Source organism: Ligilactobacillus apodemi DSM 16634 = JCM 16172 (assembly GCF_001434405.1).
Taxonomy (GTDB): Bacteria; Bacillota; Bacilli; order Lactobacillales; family Lactobacillaceae; genus Ligilactobacillus; species Ligilactobacillus apodemi.
Map to the genome: position 1 here is coordinate 974,627 of NZ_AZFT01000053.1, position 24,589 is coordinate 999,215.

Here is a 24,589-nt window from a genome sequence, read left to right on the forward strand (position 1 = left end):
CAAAATCAAAATCTAGCTGTTCGACCGTATTTTTTTGCCGAGGCTTTTTTTGTAAATTTTCAAGCGCAGCAGGAATTAAATTTTCTTGACTAAGAGCATTATAAATACTTTGACGCAAAAGCTCGGCTAGTTGTTCTTCTTTACTGATCCTAACTTCTTGCTTAGTTGGATGTACATTTACATCAACTAAAAGCGGATCTAACCGAATATCGATCACGGCTAGCGGATAACGCCCTACCATTAATTTAGAACCATAGCCTTTTAAAACAGCCCGAATGAGCGTTTGATTCTTAATATAACGCCCATTGATCAATAAACTGATATAGTTACGCGAAGCACGAGTCAACTTAGGCAAAGAAACATAGCCTGAAACTTTAAAATCTAAGTCTTCCCCTGAAAATTCGATCATTTGGCGAGCGTTTTGTAAACCATAAATCGCACTTAAGGTTTGTCTTAATTTACCATTTCCTGCCGTCTGCAAAAGCTTTTTACCATTGTTAAACAAGGAAAAGGAAATTTCACCATGGCTCAGTGCTAACCGATTCACAATGTCACTGATCGCTGCCAATTCAGTGTGCAACGAGCTTAAATATTTTAAACGTGCCGGCGTATTAAAAAAAAGATCTTGCACGGTGATTTTCGTTCCTTGTCGCATGGCTGCTGGCTTTGATTCGACAAGCTCGCCACCACGTACATGATAAAAGGTCCCTTGACTTTCGGCTTGAAAGGCTGTTTCTAAACTTACATCGGCAACTGAAGCGATACTAGGTAAAGCCTCTCCTCTAAAGCCTAAGGTCTGCACTTGAAAAAGATCTTGGCGATCATTGATCTTACTTGTTGCATGCCGATAAAATGCCAGGGCCACGTCTTCACGTGCAATGCCTTCACCGTTATCGATCACACTGATCTCTTTTATGCCAGCATCTTTCACATAAATATCAATCTGAGTACTATGCGCATCAATTGCATTTTCTACTAGTTCTTTGACCACAGATGCTGGGCGTTCAACTACTTCACCCGCTGCAATTTGGTCAGCTAAAATTGTAGATAATTCATGGATCTTAGCCATAATCTTTCCTTTCTAATTATTTCAATCAGCTTTTTTTAAGCGCTCTTGCCATGCAAAAAGAGTGTTCATTACTTCCATTGGTGTCATCGCCATTAAGTTGGCTTCGGTCAATTCAGACAAGACACGTTGTTTTTCACCACTTAATTTTTCAGGCAACTGTTCTTCTGGTTCAAACAAGGATAGTTGGGCTTCTTCAGTTTGTGGCAACTCAGGCTCAACTTTAGGCTCATCAGGTGCTAAGACTTCCGTTGCCTTATCTGCTCCTTCTAAATGTGCCAAAATCGTTGCGGCGCGCTCTAACAGCATTTCTGGCATACCTGCAAGTTTAGCGACATGTACCCCATACGATTTATCAGCAGGACCACTTTGCATTTTATGCAAGAAAACTAGTTCACCATCTTTTTCAACTGCTCCCACGTGGATGTTGGCTAATTTAGGCAATTTTTCAGCTAAAACAGTTAATTCATGATAGTGCGTTGAAAAGAGTGTTTTTGCATGGATCTGATCATGAACAAATTCAATGATTGCCTGTGCTAAAGCCATCCCATCATAAGTAGCCGTACCACGTCCTAATTCATCAAAAAGTAATAAACTGTTTGGCGTAGCATTTTTAAGCGCTTGATTTGCTTCTTTCATTTCGACCATAAATGTTGATTCACCCGAGATCAAATCATCAGCCGCCCCGATTCGCGTAAAAATTTGATCAAAAATCGGCATTTCTGCACTCTCAGCTGGAACAAAACAACCCATTTGCGCCATAATAACGCTCAAGGCTAATTGGCGCATATACGTACTTTTCCCGGACATATTAGGTCCAGTGATCAATAAAACATCCAAATCGGCATCCATTTTGACATCATTTGGAATATAGCTTTGCTTGCCTAATACCTTTTCAACCACCGGATGCCAACCAGCAACGATATTTAACTCACGCTTAGTATTGCTTAACACGGGGCACACAAAATGATTTTCTTCACTTACCGTCGCAAAAGCTTGTAAGACGTCCAATTCGGCAATTTTAGCCGCTAATTTTTGCAGACGTTTGATCTGATCTTTGATCTGTTCTCTAATTTCGGTAAATAATTGGTATTCTAACTCATAGGCTTTAGTTTCTGCCCCCAAAATCAATTCTTCTTTTTGTTTCAATTCAGGCGTGATAAACCGCTCTGCATTAGTCAATGTTTGTTTACGTTGATAACGATCTTGGGGTAGTTTTTTAGCATTTGCTTTAGACACTTCAATATAGTAACCAAAGACACGGTTAAAACCGATTTTTAAATTAGAAATTCCGGTAATTTCGCGTTCTTGGGCTTCTAATTGCGCTAACCATTGTTTCCCATTTTTCATCGCATTAGTATATTCATCTAATTGGGCATTATAGCCTTCACGAATCAAGTTTCCTTCGGTAATTGACAACGGTGGTTCGTCTACGATCGCTTGTTCGATCAAATCAGCAACATCTTCAACTGGATCAAGATCAGCTAAAAATTCTTGATAGATCGTATTATCCAATTGTTCTAACAGATAACGAATTTGCGGAATATGTTCTAACGAGGTTTTTAGTTGAACTAGATCACGTCCATTTACACTACCAAAGGCTACTCGCCCAGCTAAACGTTCTAGGTCATAAACCTGGGTTAATTGCTCAATGATCCCTGAACGTTCAAAATAGTTTTCCAAAAGATCAGCAACGATTTTTTGTCTTTGTTCAATTTGCTTTAAATCGATCAAAGGCCGTGTGATCCATTGTTTGAGCATCCGTCCCCCCATCGCAGTCTTAGTTGAATCAAGTAACCACAGTAACGTTCCTGATTTTTTATTAGTCCGGAGATTTTGTAAAAGTTCCAGATTTCTTTGCGCATTATGATCTAATTTTAAATAGTGTGAAGGTTCATAATGCAACGCCTTTTGCAAGTGCGCTAACGAACGTTTTTGCGTTGTTTGTAAATAAGTCAGTAAATTTTGGACCGTTCTTTGTTCAAGCTTAGAAGCAAGATCTTGGGTCACGTAAGATGTTTCTGCTGTAATTTCTGCGTTAGCTTGAATCGAAGTCAAAATCTTTAACTTAGCCAAAAGTTCGTTTAATTGGGGGCTAATTTCAGGTGCGAGCACAATTTCTTTCGTTTGTAAACTCATCAATTCATTTAATAACGCCTCTTCATTTTTTAAGGTCGCCACTTTGATCTCTCCAGTCGAAAGATCAGCATATGCTAGCCCATAGCCATCATCAGCTTCTAATAAAGCTGTTAAATAGTTATTTTCCTTGGCATCACCGGCATTTTGATCAATGATCGTCCCCGGTGTTACGAGTTGAACAACTTCACGTTTGACCATTCCCTTAGCAGTTTTAGGATCTTCGACTTGTTCACAGATCGCTACTTTATAACCCTTATCGACTAAAATATCAATGTAGTTTTGGGCAGCATGGTGTGGCACACCACACATTGGGATCGGATCAACGGCATTTTTATTTCTAGTTGTTAATGTTAATTCGAGTATTTGAGCTCCTTTAACGGCATCATCATAGAACATTTCATAAAAATCACCTAGCCGATAAAATAAAAATGCATCGGGATATTGTTTTTTTACCGCTAGATACTGTTCCATCATTGGGGTCTTTTTTGTCTTTTGTGGCATATCTCCAAAAATCCTTTCCTAACTAAAAATTGGAGCATCCCCTTTGAGTTGCTCTTTTTCTTCTCTTGTCCAATTTTATCATTTTTAGCACAACTCTGCACTGCACCAAAAAGGAGTGGCACAATGGTCACTCCTTTACATATTTTAAATCTTTAATTCTAATCTTCAGCCGCATCCATGGCAGCTAAAATAACACTTAAGTTATCGCGTTGTGATTCGGTATTTCTTAACTTTTCTTCGTAAACTTCAATCAAATGGTTACCACGTTTGGTTCCGTGTAATTTTTCGCAAACATTGCTGAGCTCGGAGCATTTCTCCTCTGCTAACTGATACTCATGTAAAATATCGAGCTTATTGCCCATAACAAAGCCTCCTAAAAAATCATAAAATTATCTTAACTTGAATAATTTAACACTTTTGCTTCACTTTGTTAACCGTCTTTTTTTAAATTTACATTACAAAAAAATTTCTTGATGTAACATTTCTATTTACTCATTAACAACTAAGGTATCAATGCCAGAATTCCGAACTACGTAAGCTGCGGTTGAACCAATGATCAAACGGTCGACGCGGTTAAGCCCCGTTGCACCAACAATAATCAAATCAGCTTGATATTGTGCAGGCAATCCTTTAGCTAATTCGACTTTAGGATTACCAACTTTAACTTTAAGTTCAACGTCTTCTACCCCAGCTGCTTTAGCTTGTTCATAAACCTTCTTCAAATTTTCGTTAGCTAATTTTTCTTCATCAGCCAATCTGCCATCATTTAAATTACTTGGTTCAAGTCCAACGCCACCAAAAGCCACATTGATCTGAGGCTTAAGTACAGTAGTTAAAACAAGTTTTGCCTTGAGTTTTGCAGCCATTTCAATCGCTCTTTGACCTGCGTTAACGGAATTCTTTGAACCATCCAGTCCGACTAAAATAACCTTATAATTTTTCATCTAAAAAGACCTCTTTTCAAACAATAAAATATCTGAGTGTGGCAAAATTGTCAAACACTTACCTGTTCATTTTAGTGCAACTTACTTTAAAATAACAGTAATATGTTTTAATGTTTAATAGTAAAGCTCTAGTTATTTTGCTAAAAGCGAACAGCTGTGCTATTCTTAAAAAACTGGCAGATTTTTCGGAAAGGACCATTTGAATTTACTATGACTTTAGAACAAAAATTAACTTCACTTATTGAAAACGACCGTGAATTTCACGAGATCTTCAATATCTTAAGAGAAATGAAGCTAACCAATGCTTTCATTTGTGCTGGTGCTATTCGTGACTTAGTTTGGAATACCAACGAAGCCAAACCACATAGTTTAGTATTAGGTAATATTGATATTTATTACAACGATCCAAATGAGACCTATGAACAATATTTAACTAAAAAAGCCGAATTGAATCATCGTTATTCAAAATATCTGTGGGAATTAACTAATACGGCACTTAAAAATTCACGTACCCCTACTTCAAATAACATGGAAGACGTTATCGCAAGTTTTCCAGAGACCTGCAGCGCGGTGGGAATTTGTCGCTCACCAGCTGAAACGATCGAAATCATTGCGCCATATGGGTTAGAAGATCTATTTGCAGAAAAGATCTGCCCGACTCCTAAATACAAGCTTGAAAACTCCGCTGAGACCTTTGAACAACGCGTGACACGGAAAAAATGGCTAGAAAATTATGCTAATGCTCAACTTGTAATAAAATAATTTTATTATTAACTTTTTACTACACTAAAAAGACTGAAAAGTTCCCACCAGGAATTTTTCAGTCTTTTAATTAACTATTTATTATTCTTTTTCAGTCGAATGCATTCCATAGAAAACATACACTAAAATACCGATCACAAACCAAATACCAGTTGCTAATTTAGCCAAATGGTCTAACCCTAAGAATACAAAGAGTGCGCCGATAAACGCAATCGCTGGTAAAACAGGATAAAACGGCATCTTAAAGCCTGGTACAGGTAAATCCTTACCTTCACGTGGTCGTAAACGATAGATTCCCAACGTTACAAACATAAACGCGATCAAAGTTCCCGCAGAAACAAGTTGGGATAAAAATGAGAATGGGAAAACTGCCCCTAAAATGATCGCAACAGCTGAAATAACGATCAAGGCATGGTTAGGCAGATTGTTACTGTCTAATTCCCCTAACCATTTTGGTAACAATTTATCACGCCCAAAGGAATACAATAAACGTGAACCAGCTAAAGTCATCCCGATCAAAGCCGTAAACATCCCAACAACGGCAATCGTTTGAACAACGGTCGCAACTAGTGGATGGCCTGCATGCCGTAAAGCCCAACCAACTGGTTCAGCGTTGTTAGCATAGTTAGTATAGTGGAACATCCCAACTAATACGAGCGATACCCCAGAGAACAAAGCAACAGCGATCAAAAGAGAACCTAAGATCCCACGTGGCATTGTCTTTGAAGGATTTTTAGCTTCGGCCGCATTGGCAGCGATCGAGTCAAACCCGATGTAGGAGAGGAAAATTGAGGAAATACCTGCATAGATTCCTTGCCAACCACCAAATGATGAACCATCGGCGTTAACTTTATGCGCTGGAATAAATGGATGGTAATTAACAGTCTTGATAGCTGTAGCACCAACGGCAATAAATACCAAAATTGCTACAACTTTTAAAATTACTAATAGATTTTCAACACGTGCAGCACCAGAAGTACCGTGTGAAAGTAAAATAGCTACAAGCACAATAACTAAGACTGCCAAAACATCGATCATACCACCATTAGAACCAAAGGCTGCTGAAAGTGCTGCTGGCAATTGAATTCCTAATGGTTCTAATAAACCTTGTAAGTTGGCAGAAAGCCCCGACGCTACAAAGGCTACCGCAATAAAATATTCGGCGATCAAAGCCCAGCCTGCGATCCAACCAAAGCCTTCACCAAAAATAACGTTGATCCATGAATACGCTGATCCTGCAAATGGCAATGCTGATGACATTTCTGCATATGCAAATGCAACTAACCCCGCCACAACAGCTGCAGCCAAAAAGGACAAAACAACGGCTGGACCAGCATGTTGGGCTGCTACAATCCCTGGCAAAGTAAAAATAGAAGTAGAAACAATGGTTCCGACCCCTAAAGCAAGAAAGTCTTTAACACCAAGGACTTGGAGCAAATGAGCATCCTTTTGTTGATACTCTTTTGGATCTTTTTTCTGTGTCATTTTTTTCCACAGTTTACCCATCGAAAAGCCCCCTATATAATTTTTTACTGAAAGTTTTCATTAGATTAAAACGATTATAGCAAAGCTTTTAGACATTCGTCAACACGGAAAATTAAATTAATTTCATTATTTTTTCATAACAAACACAATTTAATTAATGGTAGCGCCATCATAAATTCCAATATCTAACAAAAAAATAAGATAGCAAGTTTTTCATCAACTTGCTATCTTATTTTATTTCTTTAAACAACTACGCATAAAGTAGAAAGGTGCTAAAACTAAATCTACACAGGTCAAAGCAAAACTCTTTAATAAGTTATTAAGCAACTCTGTATCTAATTGTTGCTTGGTGCGTTTGCGCGAACGCCGTAACGGTTGATCTTCAGCTTCGGATTCAACATCTACTTGTTGATCATCTTTTGACGTTTCTTCTTGTGCTATAACTTGTGGCGCCTTGGACTTATTTTCTTGATTATACGGATATAGCATCAAATAGTTGCTGATCACGTAGTAATAGAGTAGTAAGCGCCAATTTTCTGTCGGAATAAAGCGACATAGCACTAGTAAGAATAATGCTGACACTGCACCTTCTAATAAAGTCACTGTATATTTTTTGATAGTAATCTTCCTTACATTTTAAGATCAGCATCACCCATAAATAAATATCGGTATGCACGTAAATATTTATTTTGTTGCTAAAATATTTACCGTCTCAATATTACCACGCAAGACGATTATATTACAAATCGAGTAAAGATCTAGGAAAAAAGCTAATTCTTCCATATTTCCGACCAACGCAACTAAAAGTGAAGTCCAAAAAAACACTCTGCCTAAGATGTTCCAACGTCGCTTATCATGATCAAGTTCTTTCAAGCGTAAATTTTCCTCTCTTTGAACTTCTTCTGGTTGACGTAGCATCATGGTTGTTTGTAATTTTGATAACTGCCATGCTAAACGTAAATTGTACACAGACAGAATAATCAAAGCCGCATATATAAAAATTGAAAGTATATTAAGTTGCATAATAATCCTTTCTTGTACTATTTGGCCCTAAGAAATAATCAGCGTGCAATGATCACATCACTAGCAGCTGCTCGGGTCACATAATCAGTAACAGACCCAACTAAAAGACGCTCAACTGGATTTAAGCCGGTGGGGCCCATAACGATCAAATCATTTTTGTGATCTGCAGGAAATTCGCGTGCAATCACAGAACGTGGCGAACCAAACCGAACATGCGCAGAGACATCAGCCAAACCTTGTTTTTTCACACGTTTGACTAATTTTGCCACATAGCCATCAACATCTTCAAATGTTTGATAAACGACATCACCATTAGCATCGATCATCCCCGCAAAACTTACGGAAAATTGCTTTAAATCGATCACATTTAAAATATCTAAGTGTGCCTTATTTCTTAAAGCAATCTCTGTTGCGCGTTCAAGTGCTATTTCAGCTGCCTTTGAGCCATCAACTGGTACCAAAATATTACGATATTCTTGTTCGATCATTGTCATCGACCCCCACTTTCGTACTGACATTTAAATAATTTACTGTAGGACAATTATATCATCTTTTCCAAGGATTGTCCTATTTGATCAGTTCGTAGCTATAGGCTGAGTAACAAAAAGATGCTTTAGACAAATCTCTACGACCTATCTAAAGCAGCTTTTTTGAATTTGGGGCCATTCGGGGGATATTACCGTCCCAAAGCCCAATATTATAAGCAAGTTCTATGCCACTGACAGGGGTCGAACCTGCACTTGGATAAACCAAACAGCGACCTGAACGCTGCGCGTCTGCCAATTCCGCCACAGTGGCATTAACCTTTCTTATTTTACACTAAAGTCTAAAATAGTCAAGCTGACAGATTAGCGTTTAGGAAATTGGATCACTGTGCCGTAACCATGGAGCATCAGGTATTTTGGACCAACTGAAACTCGCACGATCTGTGGTTCAAATCTGACTGCGATGATCCCTTCACCATCCTTAGCAACTGCGCGTTCAATTAAAATATCTTGCACTTCGCGATAAAGATCATCAAAATTATCAACTTCATCTAATTGATCAGCTGTTAAGGTCTTTTTTACCGTAGCACTAACAATTCCTTTGATCGTGTAAGTTCTATTGATTTCACCAGTTGTTAAAAACACTGTCTTCACCTCAAAATATTTATTTAAAGAAAGATTTGATAATTATGTCGGTTGATGTTGATAACTTCACGCCGATTATTTTTAGCTCGTCTTCGTAGCAAAGTATGCAACATCTTTTTTAACTTGGCATCATCATCAAGCTTAGAAACTAAGTCGTTATCAACGCGAATAAAAAGATCTTCACGTCGACTTAAAACTTTAAAAAGTGTCGTCTCGCTGTCACTATCGTCAGCTGTTACTTCTAAAAAACCTTTCTTCATTAAAATGCCTCCTCGTAACTACCTCGTTACTCTACTTTTATTGTACGCTACTTCAAAGGATTTATCAAAATCAACGCAAAAGGGATGCACCCGCTTTAGGTACATCCCTTAACATTATTTGATCAATTCATAGATCGATTGTGCATAAATTGCTGCTGCTTTTACAAGATCATCGACTGGAATAAATTCGTTAGCTTGGTGCATTGTGTCTGGTACACCTGGGAACATGGCACCAAAAGCGACCCCACGTTCCATTAAGCGACCATATGTCCCCCCACCAACAACTTTACCTTGTGCTTGTTCACCTGTTTGTTCGCTGTAAACTGCAAGTAAAGTTTTGACCAATGGATCTTCTGGTGAAACATAGTGTGGAACTTGTAATTTTCCGCTACGAGAGATTTCGATATCCAGTGGTGTAGCTGCTTTTTTCAAGCCAGCTTCGATATCTTTTTCATCCGTACCTTTAGGGAAGCGGAAGTTAAGGGTAATTTGACCACCCTTACCAGCTTCAAAGTTATAGATCCCTGAGTTCATAGTCAAATCTCCCATGATCTCATCAGTATAAGCAATCCCAAAGGCTGTCATCCGAGAATCTTGGTGCAAATATTTAGCTGTAAATTCAATAAAGCTTGCAGCTGCTCCACCAAAATCAAATTGTGCTAAGAATGTTGCCATGTAAGTAGCAGCATTTTCACCATTACGTGGTTCTTGTGCATGAGCTGCTTTACCGATAATGTGTAGATAAACATTACCATCTTTAAGGTAAGCAGTGCCGGTGATCGGATTTTTAGCAACAAATTCATCAAATGCTGCCAACATTTCTTTTTCATCAGCAGCCTTTACTAAAACTTCTGCATCACGTGGCACCATATTTTCACGTAAACCAGCGTCAAAGCTCAATAATTCATTTTTGCCACCATTTGTACCCACAAAATCAGCCACAAAACTAACATTTCCTTTTTCGCCGTTAATAATTGGGAAGAAAGCATCTGGTGAAAAGCCAAAATCAGGTTGGGGCATTTTTTCAAAGTAGTGTGTCATTCCACGCCATTGGCTTTCTTCGTCAGTTCCTAAAATAAAACGAACTTTTTTCGAAACTGGAAGACCTAATTCTTTAACGATCTTTAAGCCATAATAAGCCGCCATGCTAGGTCCTTTATCATCTGACGCACCACGAGCATACAAACGACCATCTTTTTCAACCGGTTCAAAAGGATCTGTATTCCAACCGTTACCAGCAGGCATCACATCAACATGGGCTAACATGCCTAATGTTTCGTCACCTTCACCGTATTCAATGTGGCCAGCTAAACCATCTAATTCAAGCGTAGTAAAGCCATCACGTTGTCCGATCTCTAAGAATTTATCCAAAGCTTCTTTAGGACCTGGTCCAAGTGGAGCTTCTTTGGTTCCTTTAGATTCATCACGAACACTTTCAATTCGTAACATCGTCTTTAGATCTGTTAACATTTCATCTTTTCTTTTTTCGGCTTCTTTTTTCCAATCAATTGTCATATAGATCCACCTCTTATTAAAATTAAGACTCCCCTTTATTTTATCACACTTTACCCTTGCTGCCAGTAATATAATATTAGTTGCAAGTTTGCTAAAAATGATTTACTGTCAACTTAAACTAAGAAAAGAGAGGTGTTTTATTTGAAACAAATATCAGAAAGTGTTTTAAAAGAAGTTATAAAAAAACGTCCATCCGTTAGCCACAAAGGAGATTACGGACGAATTTTGATCATTGGGGGCAACGAAAATATGGGCGGAGCAGCGATCATGTCCGCTAGTGCCGCCGTTTATAGCGGCGCTGGCCTAGTGACTTGCGCTAGTGCCCCAGAAAACCGCTCAGCGCTCCATGCCAGACTCCCAGAGGCAATGTTTTTAGACTATCACGATTTTTCTCAAATCATTACGGTAATCAAAAGTGCTGATGTGATCGTTGTTGGCCCCGGACTAGGTTTAAGCCAACATACTAACAAATTATTTGCCTTGATTTTTACCCATATCCGCCAACAAACAACGTTGATCATTGATGGTTCAGCGATCACTGCATTGGCTCAAGAGCCAAAACTACTTAAAACAATACCTAACTGTCCCATTATCTATACGCCCCACCAAGCAGAATGGCAACGATTATCAGGAATTGAAATTGCTGCGCAAACCCCACAAGTAAATCAAAGTATCCAGCAAAAATTAGGCGCAACTGTCATCTTGAAAAAACATCACACCGAGATTTATCACGCAGACAATTCGAGCTCAAAAATCATGATCGGTGGCCCCTACATGGCAACTGGTGGGATGGGTGATACTCTCACTGGGATCATTGCAGCCTTTATTGGTCAATTTAAAGCATCTTCAGCTGCCGATGTTTTAGATGCTGCTGTTTACCTGCACAGCTTGATTCCAACTAAACTTTCACACGAAAAATATGTGGTCTTACCATCTGATATCATTTCTTCTTTGCCTCAAGTGATGCATAACTACTTAGTTTGAGCTTTGAGGTCTGCTAGCTCATTTTCTGTTAAGGGGCGAAATTTACCTAAAGCTAAATTTTGATCAAGCTTTAAAGAGCCCATTTGAAGTCTTTTTAATTCTAAAACACGCATGCCAACTGCCCCAAACATTCTTTTTATTTGGTGATATTTACCTTCCGAGATCGTGATTTCGACCTCGGATTTTTGTGTTTTTAGATCCACTGCCAAAATTCTTAGTTGTGCAGGCTTAGTTTGCTCACCATTTTTTAAACTTATCCCTTTGGCAAATGCGCTACATGTTTCTTGTGACACACCCCCCGCAATCTGGGCACGATACACTTTAGCAACATGCTTTTTAGGAGCTAAAAGTTCATGGCTCAAAGCACCATCGTTAGTCAATAGTAATAATCCTGTTGTATCTTTATCTAATCTGCCAACCGGAAATAGTTTTTGACTGCGCTCTTTTTTTCCTAACAGATCAAGGACCGTTTTTTGTTGATCTTTAGTTGCGCTGACTACGCCCTTAGGTTTATTCAACATATAATAATAATTGGCTTGATAGTTTAAAACTTGTTCACCTACTTTGACTTTTGCAGTATTTGGATCTATTTGTAGTTTGCCATCTGTTACAGTTATTTCATCTACCGTAACTTGTTTTTGTTTTAAAATTTTTTTCACAGCCGAACGTGTCCCCACGCCTACTGTCGCTAAATATTTATCTAATCTCATGTGATGAACTTTCCTTTATAAAAAATATTTTTTGTAATTTAATTTCTATTTTTTCACCTAAAATTTTTCTGATAATTCCGGTTTTTAAACATAAAAATAAATACACTCCTGCGCCAAAAATCGCAGCACACAGCAAAATTCCTAAAGCTAGGAAACGATTATTTCCCGGGAAAAGTTTAGTTAACCCTGTTACTAAGAGCAATACACCGCCAAACATCACCAACGAAAAGATAGCCATCAAATTGACGTTAAATTGTAATTTTTGCGGTTGCAGATCAAAACGGTAGTATAAATAGCTAAACATAAAGTAGCTAGCAAGTAACATGGATATCCCCGTTGCCAGAATCGGACCAAAAACACCTAACGTAGCTGTCAGTGGATATTGCAATATTAATTTTAAAATTAACCCTAAAGCTGTATAGCGAATTGCTCGGCGATTTTCGTATACTCCTTGAAGCAACGAACCCAAAACATTGAAAAGACAAATCGCTAGCGTCATATAAGCTGAAACCGCTAAAACATAGATTCCTAATTCGTCGTAACCATAAAACACTAAATATAACGGACGACTAACCGCTGCCATCCCTAAAACAGCCGGTAACATGATAAAAAATAACAACTCTAAAGCATTTAATAGTTGTTTTTGAGTTAACTTGCGCTCCTTTTTAGCTACAGCCTCACTTAATAAAGGAATCGCAGTCGTAGCTAAAGCAGTCGAAAGCGCCACTACTATCATGATAACTTTATTAGCATTTCCTGCAAAAAGTGCATAAAACGCATTGATCTGCTCCATTGAGTAATTAGTGAGCTGTTTAAAAATAAAGGGAAAACTGAATTGATCAATCAAATTAAAGGTCGACATCGCACAAGCAATAAAAATAAAGGGCATTGCTTGAGAAAATACTTCTTTGATCAAGGCTAAATCACTAACCACCAACTTATTTACACTTTGTTCTGCTAGTTGATTTAATCCTTGCCAATGGCGCAAATAATACCAAACTAAAATCAAAGTTCCGCCAATCGCCCCCACAAATGCAGCAAAGGTCGATTGCCATACACCAACTTCATAGGATTCCCCTAAAACTTTGATCGTGATAAAAGTCGCTGCCAACATATAAATTATCCGAATAAACTGTTCTAGCAGTTGCGATAAGGCTGAGGGGGCCATTTCTTGATAACCTTGAAAATAACCACGTAATAAACTCATAGTCGGAATGATCAACAAAGCTAGCGCTAAAGAACGATAAATCGAAACGACCCGCATATCTCCCTGAGAAATAAGGGGCGCGATGCTCCAAAATATCACCGTACAGATAACACCAACCATAAATAACGCCCAAAAACTTACCTTGAAGAGCCGTTTTGAAATAAGGTATTCATTTTTAGAATTATAATAAGCTACTTGTTTAGCCACAGCAGATGGAATACCTGAAATCGCAATCATCAAAAAGATGCTATAGACCGTATAACCTTTAGTATATAATGCGTTGGCTTGCAAACGATCAGCTCCAAACCAACTATACCAAGGGATAATGTAGATCGCACCCAAGATCCGTGAAAGGATACTACCAGCGGTCATCCAAGCTGACCCCGTAAGTAGCTTTTCTTTCATTGTTTTTTGTTCACTCATTTATTTTTCCTTTCACTACATGTTATTCAAGTGTAATTTTAGCAGAAATTTCAAGGACACTAAAGAAATTACGTTAACATGAATCCTATTCAAAAAAGCAAGTAATCCACATAAGGTAGACTATTTGCTTCTAAAAAATTAACTATTTATATATTTATCTATTCTGCTTTTTTAATAACGGTTCTTGAAGCAATAAAAAGGCACATAAACCAAAGTAAAGCAAAAATAATCGATAGTAACGTACTTTCACTCAAGGTCAATAACCCTAAAACTGCAATAAAAAAGAAGATAGTTACAAAATTAGATACTGGGTAAAGTGGCATTGGGAAAACACTTTTCTTAGTTGGATTTTGTTCGCGATATTTATAGTGACACCAAACTAAAATGATCCAGACAAAGATAAAACTTACAGTTGCAACCCCAGAAATAATTTCAAAAATGCTACTTGGAAGAATATAGTTCAAAACTACGATCACAAATAACACTGAAGATGAAAAAACTAAGGACGAAACTGGCACGCTACGGTTACTGATTTTAGCCATCCGTTTTGGTGCTTGACCACTACTTGATAATACAAATAAAGTCCGACTTGTACTAAAGATCGCACTATTGCAGGCTGAAAGTGCCGCTGTAAGAACAACAAAATTGATCACAGCTGCTGCAAAATTAATTCCAATTCCTGAAAAGACTTGGACAAATGGACTTGAAGAAGTTGAGATCTCATTCCACGGATAAATACACATTAAAACAAACATTGAACCGATATAAAATAAACCGATCCGTAAAGGTAAGGTGTTGATCGCCCGCGGGAGATCTTTTTGGGGTTCAGCAGTTTCACCAGAAGTTAGCCCAACCATTTCAATTCCAGTAAAAGCAAAAATAACCATCGGAAAGGCTGCCATCAAGCCCGAGAATCCCTTAGGAAATAGTCCACCATAATTGACTAAATTACTTAACTGAACTTGATTGCCACCAACATTTGCTGAAGTAGCCAGTAAAATAAAGCCTGTTACGATCAACGCAATGATCGCCATAACTTTAATACTTGAAAACCATGATTCTAATTCACCAAAGACACCAACACTTAATAAATTAAAGGCTAACAAGATCAAAATGATCACTAGCGCAGTTACCCACTGTGGGATATTTGGAAACCAATAACGAATATAGATACCACTTGCGGTCAAATCGGCCATTGCTAAACTTTCCCAACAAAGCCAATAAGTCCAACCGACAACAAATTCCCATTTTTCACCTAAATATTCTCTCACAAATTCAATAAATGAAGACTTAGATGTATCTGACAAGATCAATTCTCCAATAGCTCGCATCATTAAAAAGCAGAAGATCCCCGCTATCAAATAAGCAAAAATGATCGCAGGACCTGCTTTTTGGATCGCACTCCCAGAACCAAGAAATAACCCAGTTCCGATCGCCCCTCCGATCGCGATCATCTGCACGTGCCGGTGAGTTAAAGCACGCGAAAGTTCGTTTTTCATGCTACTTAAAGCCCTCCTTAAATAAAAATGTTCCTTTTTTATAAAATATGAGTTAAGTTATATTTTATCTAATTTAAACTAATTTCGCAAATTTTCCTTAAATAACTAAGCTTTCTCTTGGACTTAAAAAACCGCAAAAAACCTTCCTAACTTAGAATATTCCTAGTTAGGAAGGGTTCGGTCGAGCTAAATTTTATTAGATATTTTTACTAATTTTAATTTGCTACAATATTAACTAATTTGCCTGGAACTGCGATCACACGACGAATCGTTTTTCCTTCAAGTTCTGCTTTAACCTTTTCATCCGCTAAAGCTAAACTTTCAAGTTCTTCTTTTGAAGCATTGCGTGATACTTTGAGACGTTGACGAATTTTACCGTTAAGTTGGACGACTACTTCGATCGTATCTTCAACTAATTTATTTTCGTTATAAGTTGGCCATTGTGCATAAGCAATACTTTCGTTATGTCCCAGTAAAGCCCACAATTCTTCTGCCATATGTGGTGTGATCGGTGCTAGTAATTTAACTAAGCCTTCAACGTATTCAAGTGGTAGAGCTTGAGCCTTGTAGAAATCATTGACCATTACCATCAATTGAGAAATAGCCGTGTTAAAGTGAAGTTTTTCATAATCTTCCGTTACTTTCTTCACTGTTTGATTATAAACAAGATCTAACTCACCTTCATTGATCGTCGTGATTCGATCCCGGAGTTTACCATTTTCATCAACCACTAAATTCCAAACACGATTAATGAATTTATGTGCACCATTTAAGCCATCTTCGCTCCAAGCGATCGATGCGTCCAATGGTCCCATAAACATTTCATACAAGCGTAATGTATCCGCTCCATATTGTTCTACAATATCATCTGGATTTACAACATTACCTTTAGATTTAGACATTTTTTCGTGGTTATTACCTAAAATCATCCCTTGGTTAACCAATTTTTGGAATGGTTCTTTAGTTGGAACTACCCCAAGATCATAGAGGAATTTATGCCAGAAACGAGCGTATAATAAGTGTAATACAGCATGTTCTGCCCCACCGACATAAAGATCAACTGGTAACCATTCTTTTAATTTTTCAGGGTCAGCGATCACATCTTTGTTGTGTGGATCAATATAACGCAAGAAATACCAAGAACTACCAGCCCATTGTGGCATTGTATTGGTTTCACGTTTCCCTTTGCGACCATTTTCATCAACCACATTGACCCAGTCTTCAAGGTTAGCTAACGGACTTTCACCTGTGCCAGATGGTTTGATATCGTTTGATTTTGGTAAAAGTAATGGCAATTCATCTTCTGGAACTAATGTTGTTTCGCCATCTTCCCAATGGATAACAGGAATTGGTTCACCCCAATAACGTTGACGCGAGAAGGTCCAATCACGCAAACGATAGTTAACTTTTTTATCACCTGCATCATGTTCTTTTAACCAAGTGATCATCGTAGCGATTGCTTCTTCTTTAGTCAAACCATTAAGGAATTCAGAATTGATATATTCACCTTCACCGGTATAAGCTTCCTTAGTTACATCGCCACCAGCAATAACTTGAATGATTGGCAGGTCATATTTTTTCGCAAATTCCCAGTCACGTTCATCGTGCGCAGCAGAAACCATAACTGCCCCAGTTCCATACGATGCTAAAACATAATCAGCTAACCAAATTGGTAATTTTTCACCATTAACAGGATTGATCGCATAACTTCCGGTGAAAACCCCAGTCTTATCTTTAGCCAAATCAGTTCTTTCAAGGTCTGATTTATGAGAAACTTCTTCGACATACGCTTGAACAGCTTCTTTTTGTTCAGGAGTTGTTAATTGTTCAACTAATTCATGTTCAGGTGCGATCGTGATCGCTGAAGCACCAAAGAGCGTATCTGGACGAGTTGTAAACACTTCTAAAGTTTCGTCATCTTTTCCAGCAACTTTGAAATTGATAGTTGCCCCTACAGAGCGCCCGATCCAATTTCTTTGTTGTTCTTTGATTGCTTCTGGCCAATCTAAGTCATCCAAATCATCGATCAAACGATCAGCATAAGCAGTAATCTTTAAGACCCATTGACGCATTGGTTTACGGATAACTGGAAATCCGCCACGTTCAGTTTTTCCATCAATAACTTCTTCGTTTGCCACAACAGTACCTAAATCTGGGCTCCAGTTAACTGGAATCTCAGCTTCATAAGCTAAACCACGCTTATATAATTGTTCAAAGATCCATTGAGTCCATTTGTAATAAGCTGGATCGGTCGTGTTTACTTCACGATCCCAATCATATGACAAGCCCAAAGATTTGATTTGACGTCTAAAGTTATTAATATTTTTCTTAGTGAATTCACGGGGCGAATTTCCTGTCTTTAAGGCATATTGTTCAGCAGGTAAGCCAAAAGCATCCCAGCCCATTGGATGTAAGACATTATAGCCTTGCATCCGTTTCATTCGTGACACAATATCAGTTGCCGTATAACCTTCAGGGTGACCAACGTGTAGTCCTTGCCCTGATGGATATGGGAACATATCTAAAGCGTAGTAGTTTTGTTTGTTTTTATCTTCCGTAGTTTTGAACGTTTTATGTTCATCCCAATAACGTTGCCATTTGGTTTCAATTTTCTTATGATTATAACTCATGCTAAAAAAATCCTTTCTCAAAAAATAAAAGGTCCTATACAGAGCCATAACAGACTCTATATAGGACGAAAAAACCGCGGTACCACCCATACTTCTAACTTGAGCTCAAGTTAGCACTCAACTTCGTAACGAGAAGTACCGTCCCTACCTACTATTTTTTCACTAGGAAACTCAAAGGTGAGTTCAAAAATAACTACCTACATGCTTTCAGCTAACACATGCTCTCTGTAAGAGTAATTATTCTCTACTGATCCTTATCTGCGTTCAAATTATATTTACTTTATCTTAGCAAAACAGCCATCTTAATTCAAGTCAAATTTATTGTAACTTTAATTTCTGACCGACATAAATAATATCTGAAGATAAGTTATTTAAAGCCTTTAGTTGCGTAACTGTCGTGGCGTTTGCAGAGGCAATCTTCCATAAAGAATCACCTGATTTAACAGTATATTCACTTGTTTTAGCCGCTGATGTCGTAGATGAGCTACTTTGACTTTGTTGCGTCGAAGAACTAGATTTACCAACGTTTAACACTTGACCCACATAAATAATATCATTAGATAAATTATTGAGTTTCTTTAATTCACTCAAGGTAAGTTGATTGGCATTAGCAATCGACCATAGAGTATCGCCAGCTTTGACCGTATAGCTCGTTTGACTTGTAGTCGTTTGGCTTTGGGTAGAATTTGAAGTATTGCTTGTGATTGCTGTTGTAGATGATGTTGTTGACACCTTTAAAACTTGACCTGGAATGATCAAATTACTTGTCAGACCATTTAAGCTCTTTAAGCTATCTAAGCTCATATTGTTATTTTGGGCAATTCGATATAGTGAATCGCCAGCTTTTACGGTATAAGTGCCTGTCGCTGAGCTTGTCGTTTGGCTCGTATTTGTCGTTGTTGCTTGACCACTGTTACTCGTGTTTGTCGTTGTCGTACTTGTTGACCCCAATACTTTTAAAACTTGACCTACGTAGATTGTATTACTTGTCAAACCGTTTAGACTCTTCAATGTGTCTAAGCTCATATTGTTGTTTTGAGCGATCCGATATAATGTATCACCTGATTTGACCGTATACGTTCCCGTTGCTGAACTTGTTGTTTGGCTCGTATTTGTTGTTGTTGCTTGACTATTATTTGTGCTTGTCGTTGTTGTACTTGTTGATCCCGAGACTTTTAAGACCTGGCCCACATAGATCGTGTTACTTGTCAAACCATTTAGACTCTTTAATGTGTCCAAGCTCATATTATTATTTTGCGCGATCCGATATAGCGTATCGCCAGATTTGACTGTATATGTGCCTGTCGCTGTGGCCGTGCTTGTTGTTTGATTCGTTGTCGCTGCTGGAGTCGTCGTTTGACTGCCACTACTTGTATTTGACGTTGTTGTACTTGTTGATCCTGAGACTTTTAAAACTTGGCCCACATAGATCGTGTTACTTGTTAAACCATTTAGACTTTTTAATGTGTCCAAGCTCATATTATTATTTTGCGCGATCCGATATAGCGTATCGCCAGATTTGACTGTATATGTGCCTGTCGCTGTGGCCGTGCTTGTTGTTTGATTCGTTGTCGCTGCTGGAGTCGTCGTTTGACTACCACTACTTGTATTTGACGTCGTTGTACTTGTTGATCCTGAGACTTTTAAGACCTGACCCACGTAGATCGTGTTACTTGTCAAACCATTTAAACTCTTTAATGTGTCCAAGCTCATATTGTTATTTTGCGCGATCCGATATAACGTATCGCCAGATTTGACTGTATATGTGCCTGTCGCTGTAGCCGTGCTTGTTGTTTGACTTGTTGTACCCGTTGTAGTTATTGTTCCTGTATCTGTAGTGCCTTGGACAGAACCACCTGTATCGTAAGCTGTAAGATTATACGTTTCGATAACTTTAATCAGTTTTTCGGCATAATCTGGTGCAGTAGCATATGTTCCATAAACCCCATTTTTCAAATTTTGCGCTGCAACAGCATAGCTTGAAGCATTAGCACGCGTTGAATTAGGGAAACGCGTCGTGATAACATTTGCATAAGCACTTAACGATTCTGCGTAACTTGAGTAACGTTGGAATTTATCATAAACAGTCTGATAAGAACCATTATAATATTCTTGAGTAGGTAATTCGATGTAAGCACCTGAACCAGACCACTTCACGCCAAAAAGATTATAAGCTGAAGTCGATAAATAGCTACTACCCCAGCCACTTTCAACCACTGCTTGAGCAATCATCAATGAAGCATATAATCCGCGCTGTTGAGCAATTTGTTGTGCAGCGCCTGCAATACTATTCAAAAAGTTACGAACATTAGCAGGATAAGAACTAGAGACGCTCACAGTAGATGTTGTATAAGTCGTAGGCACCGAAGTAGCACTTGTTGAAGTACTCGTAGCTGTATCTGTAGTATTTTGTTGGGTTGAACTATCAGTAGAATTTGTATTGTTTGCTGTTGAATTCTGGTCAACTTGAACTACATCAGCTTGCGCTTTTGCTTTATTCAAGGCCAAACCTGCAGTTCCCATTAAAACAGTTGTTCCTATGTAGGTAGTCGCTTTTTTCACAGATTTAAAATTCTCAGATAAGAGCTGATGTTTTGCAAATTCAATTCGTTCTTTTCGACTTTTCAAAACCTATACCTACTATATTTTAGTTTTGCCCTAATGGCTGATAAAATATAGTTTTTCCTTTCCTAAATTAATTGTAAATTTCTCTGAATAATTAAGTAGTGGCACTGTATTTACTATTATGTCCAAAATTTTTATAAATGCATTCATCTCAAATATAGTAAATACTAGCTAATATAAATATTTTAAGTATGAAAATTTACTTTCTGTAATTATCCTTAAGTTTGATTATAGCTTCTATTTTTGTTTGATGCTAGCTTTTTACACTGCTGATAAAATATTAACCGAATAATTTTTAACAAAAAAACTATGGCATTACTTCATGTAAATACCATAGTCATCTTACTATCATTATTTAATTATTTTAAATTTAATTCTGCCTTTAGCGCATCGACCTTATCGACCTTTTCCCAAGGTAAGTCAACATCAGTTCGGCCAAAGTGCCCATAAGCTGCAGTTTGTTTATAAATTGGGCGTCGTAGATCTAGCATTTCAATAATGCCTGCTGGACGTAAATCAAATGTTTTACGGATAGCTTCGATCAATTTTTCATTGTCAACGGTTGCTTTGCCAAATGTATTGACCGAGATCGAAACAGGTTGAGCAACTCCAATTGCGTAAGCTAACTGAACCTCAACTTCAGGAGCAATTCCTGCAGCAACAATATTCTTAGCAATATAACGCGCTGCATAACTAGCAGAACGGTCAACCTTAGTTGCATCCTTACCTGAAAATGCGCCACCACCATGATGTGCATAACCACCATAAGTATCGACAATGATCTTTCGGCCAGTCAAGCCAGCATCGCCTTGAGGACCACCGATCACAAAACGTCCGGTTGGATTAATAAAATACTTAGTTTTTTCGTCCAATAATTCTGCCGGAATTTCTTTTTTGATTACTTTTTCTAAAATATCTTGGCGAATTTGTTCCAACTCAACATCTGCTGTATGCTGTGTGGAAAGGACGACCGTATCCACTCGAAGTGGTTTACGATCATCATCATATTCGATCGTAACTTGCGCCTTAGCATCTGGCCCTAGATACGAAAGTTCGCCGTCTTTTCTAACTTGAGCGATTTTTCGCATTAAACGATGACTTAAAGCAATCGGTAATGGAATCAGTTCAGGTGTTTCATTGATTGCATAGCCAAACATTAAACCTTGGTCACCAGCACCAATTTGATCTAATGGATCTTCATTGCCTTCTTTAACTTCAAGTGCTGTATCTACACCGAGTGCAATATCAGCTGATTGTTCATCGATTGCAGTTAATACTGCACAATTGTCACCGTCAAAACCATATTTCCCGTCGGTATATCCGATTTCTTTGATCGTATCACGCACTACTTTTTGAATATCAACATATTTTGTTGTTGATATTTCACCAACAACCACTACAAGACCAGTTGTAACAGTTGTTTCCGCTGCAACACGTGCATATGGGTCTTTCTCTAATAGTGCGTCTAAAATCGCATCACTGATTTGGTCTGCAATTTTATCTGGATGTCCTTCAGAAACTGATTCTGATGTAAATAAATGTCTTTCTGACACAGTAAATTCCCCCAGTTCATTTTTATGGTTACAAGGCATCTTCACTAGATAGTGAATCCTATCGGGAATGAGTGAGTTGTAACATTTCCCATTTTAACACAAGATATTAGTTATGCAACTAATATCATTTTTATTTTATTCACAATAATGAAAAAGGACTACTCGTGCACTATACAAAAAAAGCACTAGGAATATCTTTCCTAGTGCTTAATATACAATACCGGTGATCGGGGTCGAACCGATACGTCCTCAACGGACACTGGATTTTGAGTCCAGCGCGTCTGCCAATTCCGCCACACCGGCATAAAGGGCGATAGATGGGAATCGAACCCACGAGTGCCGGAGCCACAATCCGGTGCGTTAACCACTTCGCCACTATCGCCATCACGAATAATTAAATTATACTACAATTACTACTTATTGTAAATAATCAACAGCTGACTAATTTCATAAAAAAAGCTACCATAAAAGGTAGCTAAAAATAAAGTCACAACGGTCCTAACCGGATTTGAACCGGTGATCTCCTGCGTGACAGGCAGGCGTGATAACCCCTACACCATAGGACCAATATTGCGGGAGCAGGATTTGAACCTACGACCTTCGGGTTATGAGCCCGACGAGCTACCAGACTGCTCCATCCCGCGATAATTAATATTAAGTGATGACCCGTACGGGATTTGAACCCATGTTACCGCCGTGAAAGGGCGGTGTCTTAACCACTTGACCAACGGGCCATAAAACGGAGAAGGAGGGATTTGAACCCTCGCGCCGTGTTACCGACCTACACCCTTAGCAGGGGCGCCTCTTCAGCCACTTGAGTACTTCTCCATATGGGCCTAAGTGGACTCGAACCACCGACCTCACGCTTATCAGGCGTGCGCTCTAACCAGCTGAGCTATAGGCCCATAAAACCTAAGCGGGTGACGAGAATCGAACTCGCGACAACAGCTTGGAAGGCTGTGGTTTTACCACTAAACTACACCCGCATGTTTTATGTAATGGCGCGGGACGGAATCGAACCGCCGACACAAGGAGCTTCAATCCTTTGCTCTACCGACTGAGCTACCGAGCCATAAACGGTCCTAACCGGATTTGAACCGGTGATCTCCTGCGTGACAGGCAGGCGTGATAACCCCTACACCATAGGACCAATATTGCGGGAGCAGGATTTGAACCTACGACCTTCGGGTTATGAGCCCGACGAGCTACCAGACTGCTCCATCCCGCGATAATAAAAAAAGGAGGATAAGAGATTCGAACTCTTGCGTGGTTTGACCCACCTGACGGTTTTCAAGACCGTTCCCTTCAGCCAGACTTGGGTAATCCTCCATAATATATAAGTGATACTGCTTAAATCCATGAACAGAATCAATGGACCTTGTAGGACTCGAACCTACGACCGGACGGTTATGAGCCGTCTGCTCTAACCAACTGAGCTAAAGGTCCGAGGCACTAGCAGTAAGTCGCGGCGGAGGGGATCGAACCCCCGACCTCCCGGGTATGAACCGGACGCTCTAGCCAGCTGAGCTACACCGCGATATGTAAATATCTTGAACTCTTGTTCAATCGGGAAAACAGGATTCGAACCTGCGACCCCCTGGTCCCAAACCAGGTGCTCTACCAAGCTGAGCTATTTCCCGATAAAAAATGCACCCAGCAGGAGTCGAACCTGCAACCTTCTGATTCGTAGTCAGACACTCTATCCAGTTGCGCTATGGGTGCGTAATATAAAATTATTTAATTTAAAATGCCGAGGACCGGAATCGAACCGGTACGGTGATCACTCACCGCAGGATTTTAAGTCCTGTGCGTCTGCCAGTTCCGCCACCCCGGCATGATCATCATTTATGCTGATCAAGCGGAAGACGGGATTCGAACCCGCGACCCCCACCATGGCAAGGTGGTGTTCTACCACTGAACTACTTCCGCATAAATGGTGCCGACTAGAGGATTCGAACCTCCGACCCTCTGATTACAAATCAGATGCTCTGCCAGCTGAGCTAAGTCGGCGTTAAAAACAAAAGACTTAATTATTATATATAATATATAATTTTCTGTCAAGAGTTTTTTTATTTTTATGAGTCGTGACAGGCTCGAACTGTCGACCCTCTGATTAAAAGTCAGATGCTCTAC

At 38.9% G+C, this 24,589-nt stretch carries 19 protein-coding genes, 20 tRNA genes, 1 riboswitch and 1 other annotated feature; of the genes, 2 read left to right on the forward strand and 37 right to left on the reverse strand.

Features of this window, described 5'->3' with window-relative positions; translation table 11 throughout:
* The 4 genes from mutL to FC32_RS10120 form a co-directional block, all read right to left on the reverse strand.
* Window positions 1–1,069: DNA mismatch repair endonuclease MutL (gene mutL, locus FC32_RS11040; protein WP_156399019.1), on the reverse strand; the 1,069-nt coding region annotated here is incomplete at its 3' end.
* A gap of 21 nt (window positions 1,070–1,090) precedes the next feature.
* The gene (gene mutS / locus FC32_RS10110; protein ID WP_056957430.1) at window positions 1,091–3,706 is read right to left on the reverse strand and encodes a DNA mismatch repair protein MutS; all 2,616 of its coding nucleotides are present in this window, start codon (window positions 3,704–3,706) and stop codon (window positions 1,091–1,093) included.
* Between the two features lie 158 nt (window positions 3,707–3,864).
* Window positions 3,865–4,068, reverse strand: a complete 204-nt coding sequence (locus FC32_RS10115) for a hypothetical protein (RefSeq protein WP_025087853.1) — start codon at window positions 4,066–4,068, stop codon at window positions 3,865–3,867.
* A gap of 126 nt (window positions 4,069–4,194) precedes the next feature.
* On the reverse strand, window positions 4,195–4,650 hold the full coding sequence (locus tag FC32_RS10120) for a universal stress protein (RefSeq protein ID WP_025087854.1): 456 nt from the start codon (window positions 4,648–4,650) through the stop codon (window positions 4,195–4,197).
* A gap of 210 nt (window positions 4,651–4,860) precedes the next feature.
* Between FC32_RS10120 and FC32_RS10125 the strand changes: the two genes are divergently transcribed.
* Window positions 4,861–5,412: a nucleotidyltransferase family protein gene (locus FC32_RS10125; RefSeq protein WP_025087855.1), complete on the forward strand. Its 552-nt coding sequence runs from the start codon at window positions 4,861–4,863 to the stop codon at window positions 5,410–5,412.
* 81 nt (window positions 5,413–5,493) lie between these two features.
* On the opposite strand, the gene FC32_RS10130 is transcribed toward FC32_RS10125, so the two are convergent.
* The 8 genes from FC32_RS10130 to pepV all read right to left on the reverse strand — a co-directional run bounded on the left by FC32_RS10130 (window position 5,494) and on the right by pepV (window position 10,825).
* Complete coding sequence (locus FC32_RS10130) at window positions 5,494–6,918, reverse strand: APC family permease (protein ID WP_025087856.1); 1,425 nt, start codon at window positions 6,916–6,918, stop codon at window positions 5,494–5,496.
* 213 nt (window positions 6,919–7,131) lie between these two features.
* Window positions 7,132–7,479, reverse strand: a complete 348-nt coding sequence (locus FC32_RS10135; protein WP_235804348.1) for a hypothetical protein — start codon at window positions 7,477–7,479, stop codon at window positions 7,132–7,134.
* A 102-nt stretch (window positions 7,480–7,581) separates the two neighbouring features.
* Window positions 7,582–7,920, reverse strand: a complete 339-nt coding sequence (locus FC32_RS10140) for a hypothetical protein (RefSeq protein ID WP_025087858.1) — start codon at window positions 7,918–7,920, stop codon at window positions 7,582–7,584.
* Between the two features lie 38 nt (window positions 7,921–7,958).
* Window positions 7,959–8,408: a universal stress protein gene (locus FC32_RS10145; protein ID WP_420828117.1), complete on the reverse strand. Its 450-nt coding sequence runs from the start codon at window positions 8,406–8,408 to the stop codon at window positions 7,959–7,961.
* Window positions 8,409–8,633: 225 nt separating this feature from the next.
* Window positions 8,634–8,718: transfer RNA gene (locus tag FC32_RS10150), tRNA-Leu, on the reverse strand.
* Between the two features lie 50 nt (window positions 8,719–8,768).
* On the reverse strand, window positions 8,769–9,050 hold the full coding sequence (locus tag FC32_RS10155) for a hypothetical protein (protein ID WP_025087860.1): 282 nt from the start codon (window positions 9,048–9,050) through the stop codon (window positions 8,769–8,771).
* Window positions 9,051–9,073: 23 nt separating this feature from the next.
* Window positions 9,074–9,310: a hypothetical protein gene (locus FC32_RS10160; RefSeq protein WP_025087861.1), complete on the reverse strand. Its 237-nt coding sequence runs from the start codon at window positions 9,308–9,310 to the stop codon at window positions 9,074–9,076.
* A 114-nt stretch (window positions 9,311–9,424) separates the two neighbouring features.
* Window positions 9,425–10,825, reverse strand: a complete 1,401-nt coding sequence (gene pepV, locus FC32_RS10165; RefSeq protein ID WP_025087862.1) for a dipeptidase PepV — start codon at window positions 10,823–10,825, stop codon at window positions 9,425–9,427.
* Between the two features lie 141 nt (window positions 10,826–10,966).
* Here pepV and FC32_RS10170 point away from each other — a divergent pair, with 141 nt between their 5' ends.
* Window positions 10,967–11,809, forward strand: a complete 843-nt coding sequence (locus tag FC32_RS10170) for an NAD(P)H-hydrate dehydratase (RefSeq protein ID WP_025087863.1) — start codon at window positions 10,967–10,969, stop codon at window positions 11,807–11,809.
* On the opposite strand, the gene FC32_RS10175 is transcribed toward FC32_RS10170, so the two are convergent.
* From FC32_RS10175 to FC32_RS10295, 25 genes are all read right to left on the reverse strand, one after another.
* Window positions 11,797–12,519 carry a pseudouridine synthase gene (locus FC32_RS10175; RefSeq protein WP_025087864.1) on the reverse strand — a complete coding sequence of 241 codons (723 nt, stop codon included), beginning with the start codon at window positions 12,517–12,519 and terminating at the stop codon, window positions 11,797–11,799. The genes FC32_RS10170 and FC32_RS10175 overlap by 13 nt on opposite strands.
* Window positions 12,506–14,149 (reverse strand): putative polysaccharide biosynthesis protein, encoded by a 1,644-nt coding sequence (locus tag FC32_RS10180; protein WP_025087865.1) that lies wholly within the window; start codon window positions 14,147–14,149, stop codon window positions 12,506–12,508. The genes FC32_RS10175 and FC32_RS10180 overlap by 14 nt, the downstream gene beginning before the upstream one ends.
* 158 nt (window positions 14,150–14,307) lie before the next feature.
* Window positions 14,308–15,648, reverse strand: a complete 1,341-nt coding sequence (locus tag FC32_RS10185; RefSeq protein WP_025087866.1) for an amino acid permease — start codon at window positions 15,646–15,648, stop codon at window positions 14,308–14,310.
* Window positions 15,649–15,863: 215 nt separating this feature from the next.
* Window positions 15,864–18,278, reverse strand: a complete 2,415-nt coding sequence (gene leuS / locus FC32_RS10190; RefSeq protein ID WP_056957431.1) for a leucine--tRNA ligase — start codon at window positions 18,276–18,278, stop codon at window positions 15,864–15,866.
* 58 nt (window positions 18,279–18,336) lie between these two features.
* Window positions 18,337–18,548: a binding site (T-box leader), on the reverse strand.
* A 48-nt stretch (window positions 18,549–18,596) separates the two neighbouring features.
* Window positions 18,597–20,906 carry a LysM peptidoglycan-binding domain-containing protein gene (locus tag FC32_RS10195; RefSeq protein WP_056957432.1) on the reverse strand — a complete coding sequence of 770 codons (2,310 nt, stop codon included), beginning with the start codon at window positions 20,904–20,906 and terminating at the stop codon, window positions 18,597–18,599.
* Between the two features lie 356 nt (window positions 20,907–21,262).
* Complete coding sequence (gene metK, locus FC32_RS10200) at window positions 21,263–22,456, reverse strand: methionine adenosyltransferase (protein WP_025088102.1); 1,194 nt, start codon at window positions 22,454–22,456, stop codon at window positions 21,263–21,265.
* A riboswitch (SMK box riboswitch) is annotated at window positions 22,454–22,543 on the reverse strand. It overlaps the preceding gene by 3 nt.
* A gap of 131 nt (window positions 22,544–22,674) precedes the next feature.
* Window positions 22,675–22,759, reverse strand: a tRNA-Leu gene (locus FC32_RS10205).
* Between the two features lie 6 nt (window positions 22,760–22,765).
* Window positions 22,766–22,838 (reverse strand) — tRNA-His (locus FC32_RS10210).
* Window positions 22,839–22,949: 111 nt separating this feature from the next.
* Window positions 22,950–23,022, reverse strand: a tRNA-Asp gene (locus FC32_RS10215).
* A gap of 4 nt (window positions 23,023–23,026) precedes the next feature.
* Window positions 23,027–23,100: transfer RNA gene (locus tag FC32_RS10220), tRNA-Met, on the reverse strand.
* An 18-nt stretch (window positions 23,101–23,118) separates the two neighbouring features.
* Window positions 23,119–23,190: transfer RNA gene (locus FC32_RS10225), tRNA-Glu, on the reverse strand.
* Between the two features lie 6 nt (window positions 23,191–23,196).
* Window positions 23,197–23,284 (reverse strand) — tRNA-Ser (locus tag FC32_RS10230).
* 3 nt (window positions 23,285–23,287) lie between these two features.
* A tRNA-Ile gene (locus FC32_RS10235) sits at window positions 23,288–23,361 on the reverse strand.
* A gap of 10 nt (window positions 23,362–23,371) precedes the next feature.
* Window positions 23,372–23,442, reverse strand: a tRNA-Gly gene (locus FC32_RS10240).
* A gap of 13 nt (window positions 23,443–23,455) precedes the next feature.
* Window positions 23,456–23,528, reverse strand: a tRNA-Phe gene (locus FC32_RS10245).
* Window positions 23,529–23,533: 5 nt separating this feature from the next.
* Window positions 23,534–23,606 (reverse strand) — tRNA-Asp (locus tag FC32_RS10250).
* A 4-nt stretch (window positions 23,607–23,610) separates the two neighbouring features.
* Window positions 23,611–23,684 (reverse strand) — tRNA-Met (locus tag FC32_RS10255).
* 11 nt (window positions 23,685–23,695) lie between these two features.
* Window positions 23,696–23,785: transfer RNA gene (locus tag FC32_RS10260), tRNA-Ser, on the reverse strand.
* Between the two features lie 43 nt (window positions 23,786–23,828).
* Window positions 23,829–23,902: transfer RNA gene (locus FC32_RS10265), tRNA-Ile, on the reverse strand.
* Between the two features lie 17 nt (window positions 23,903–23,919).
* Window positions 23,920–23,993, reverse strand: a tRNA-Met gene (locus FC32_RS10270).
* Between the two features lie 29 nt (window positions 23,994–24,022).
* A tRNA-Pro gene (locus FC32_RS10275) sits at window positions 24,023–24,096 on the reverse strand.
* Window positions 24,097–24,104: 8 nt separating this feature from the next.
* Window positions 24,105–24,178: transfer RNA gene (locus FC32_RS10280), tRNA-Arg, on the reverse strand.
* A gap of 26 nt (window positions 24,179–24,204) precedes the next feature.
* Window positions 24,205–24,290, reverse strand: a tRNA-Leu gene (locus FC32_RS10285).
* A gap of 23 nt (window positions 24,291–24,313) precedes the next feature.
* Window positions 24,314–24,385 (reverse strand) — tRNA-Gly (locus FC32_RS10290).
* Window positions 24,386–24,390: 5 nt separating this feature from the next.
* Window positions 24,391–24,466: transfer RNA gene (locus FC32_RS10295), tRNA-Thr, on the reverse strand.
* Between the last annotated feature and the right edge of the window lie 123 nt (window positions 24,467–24,589).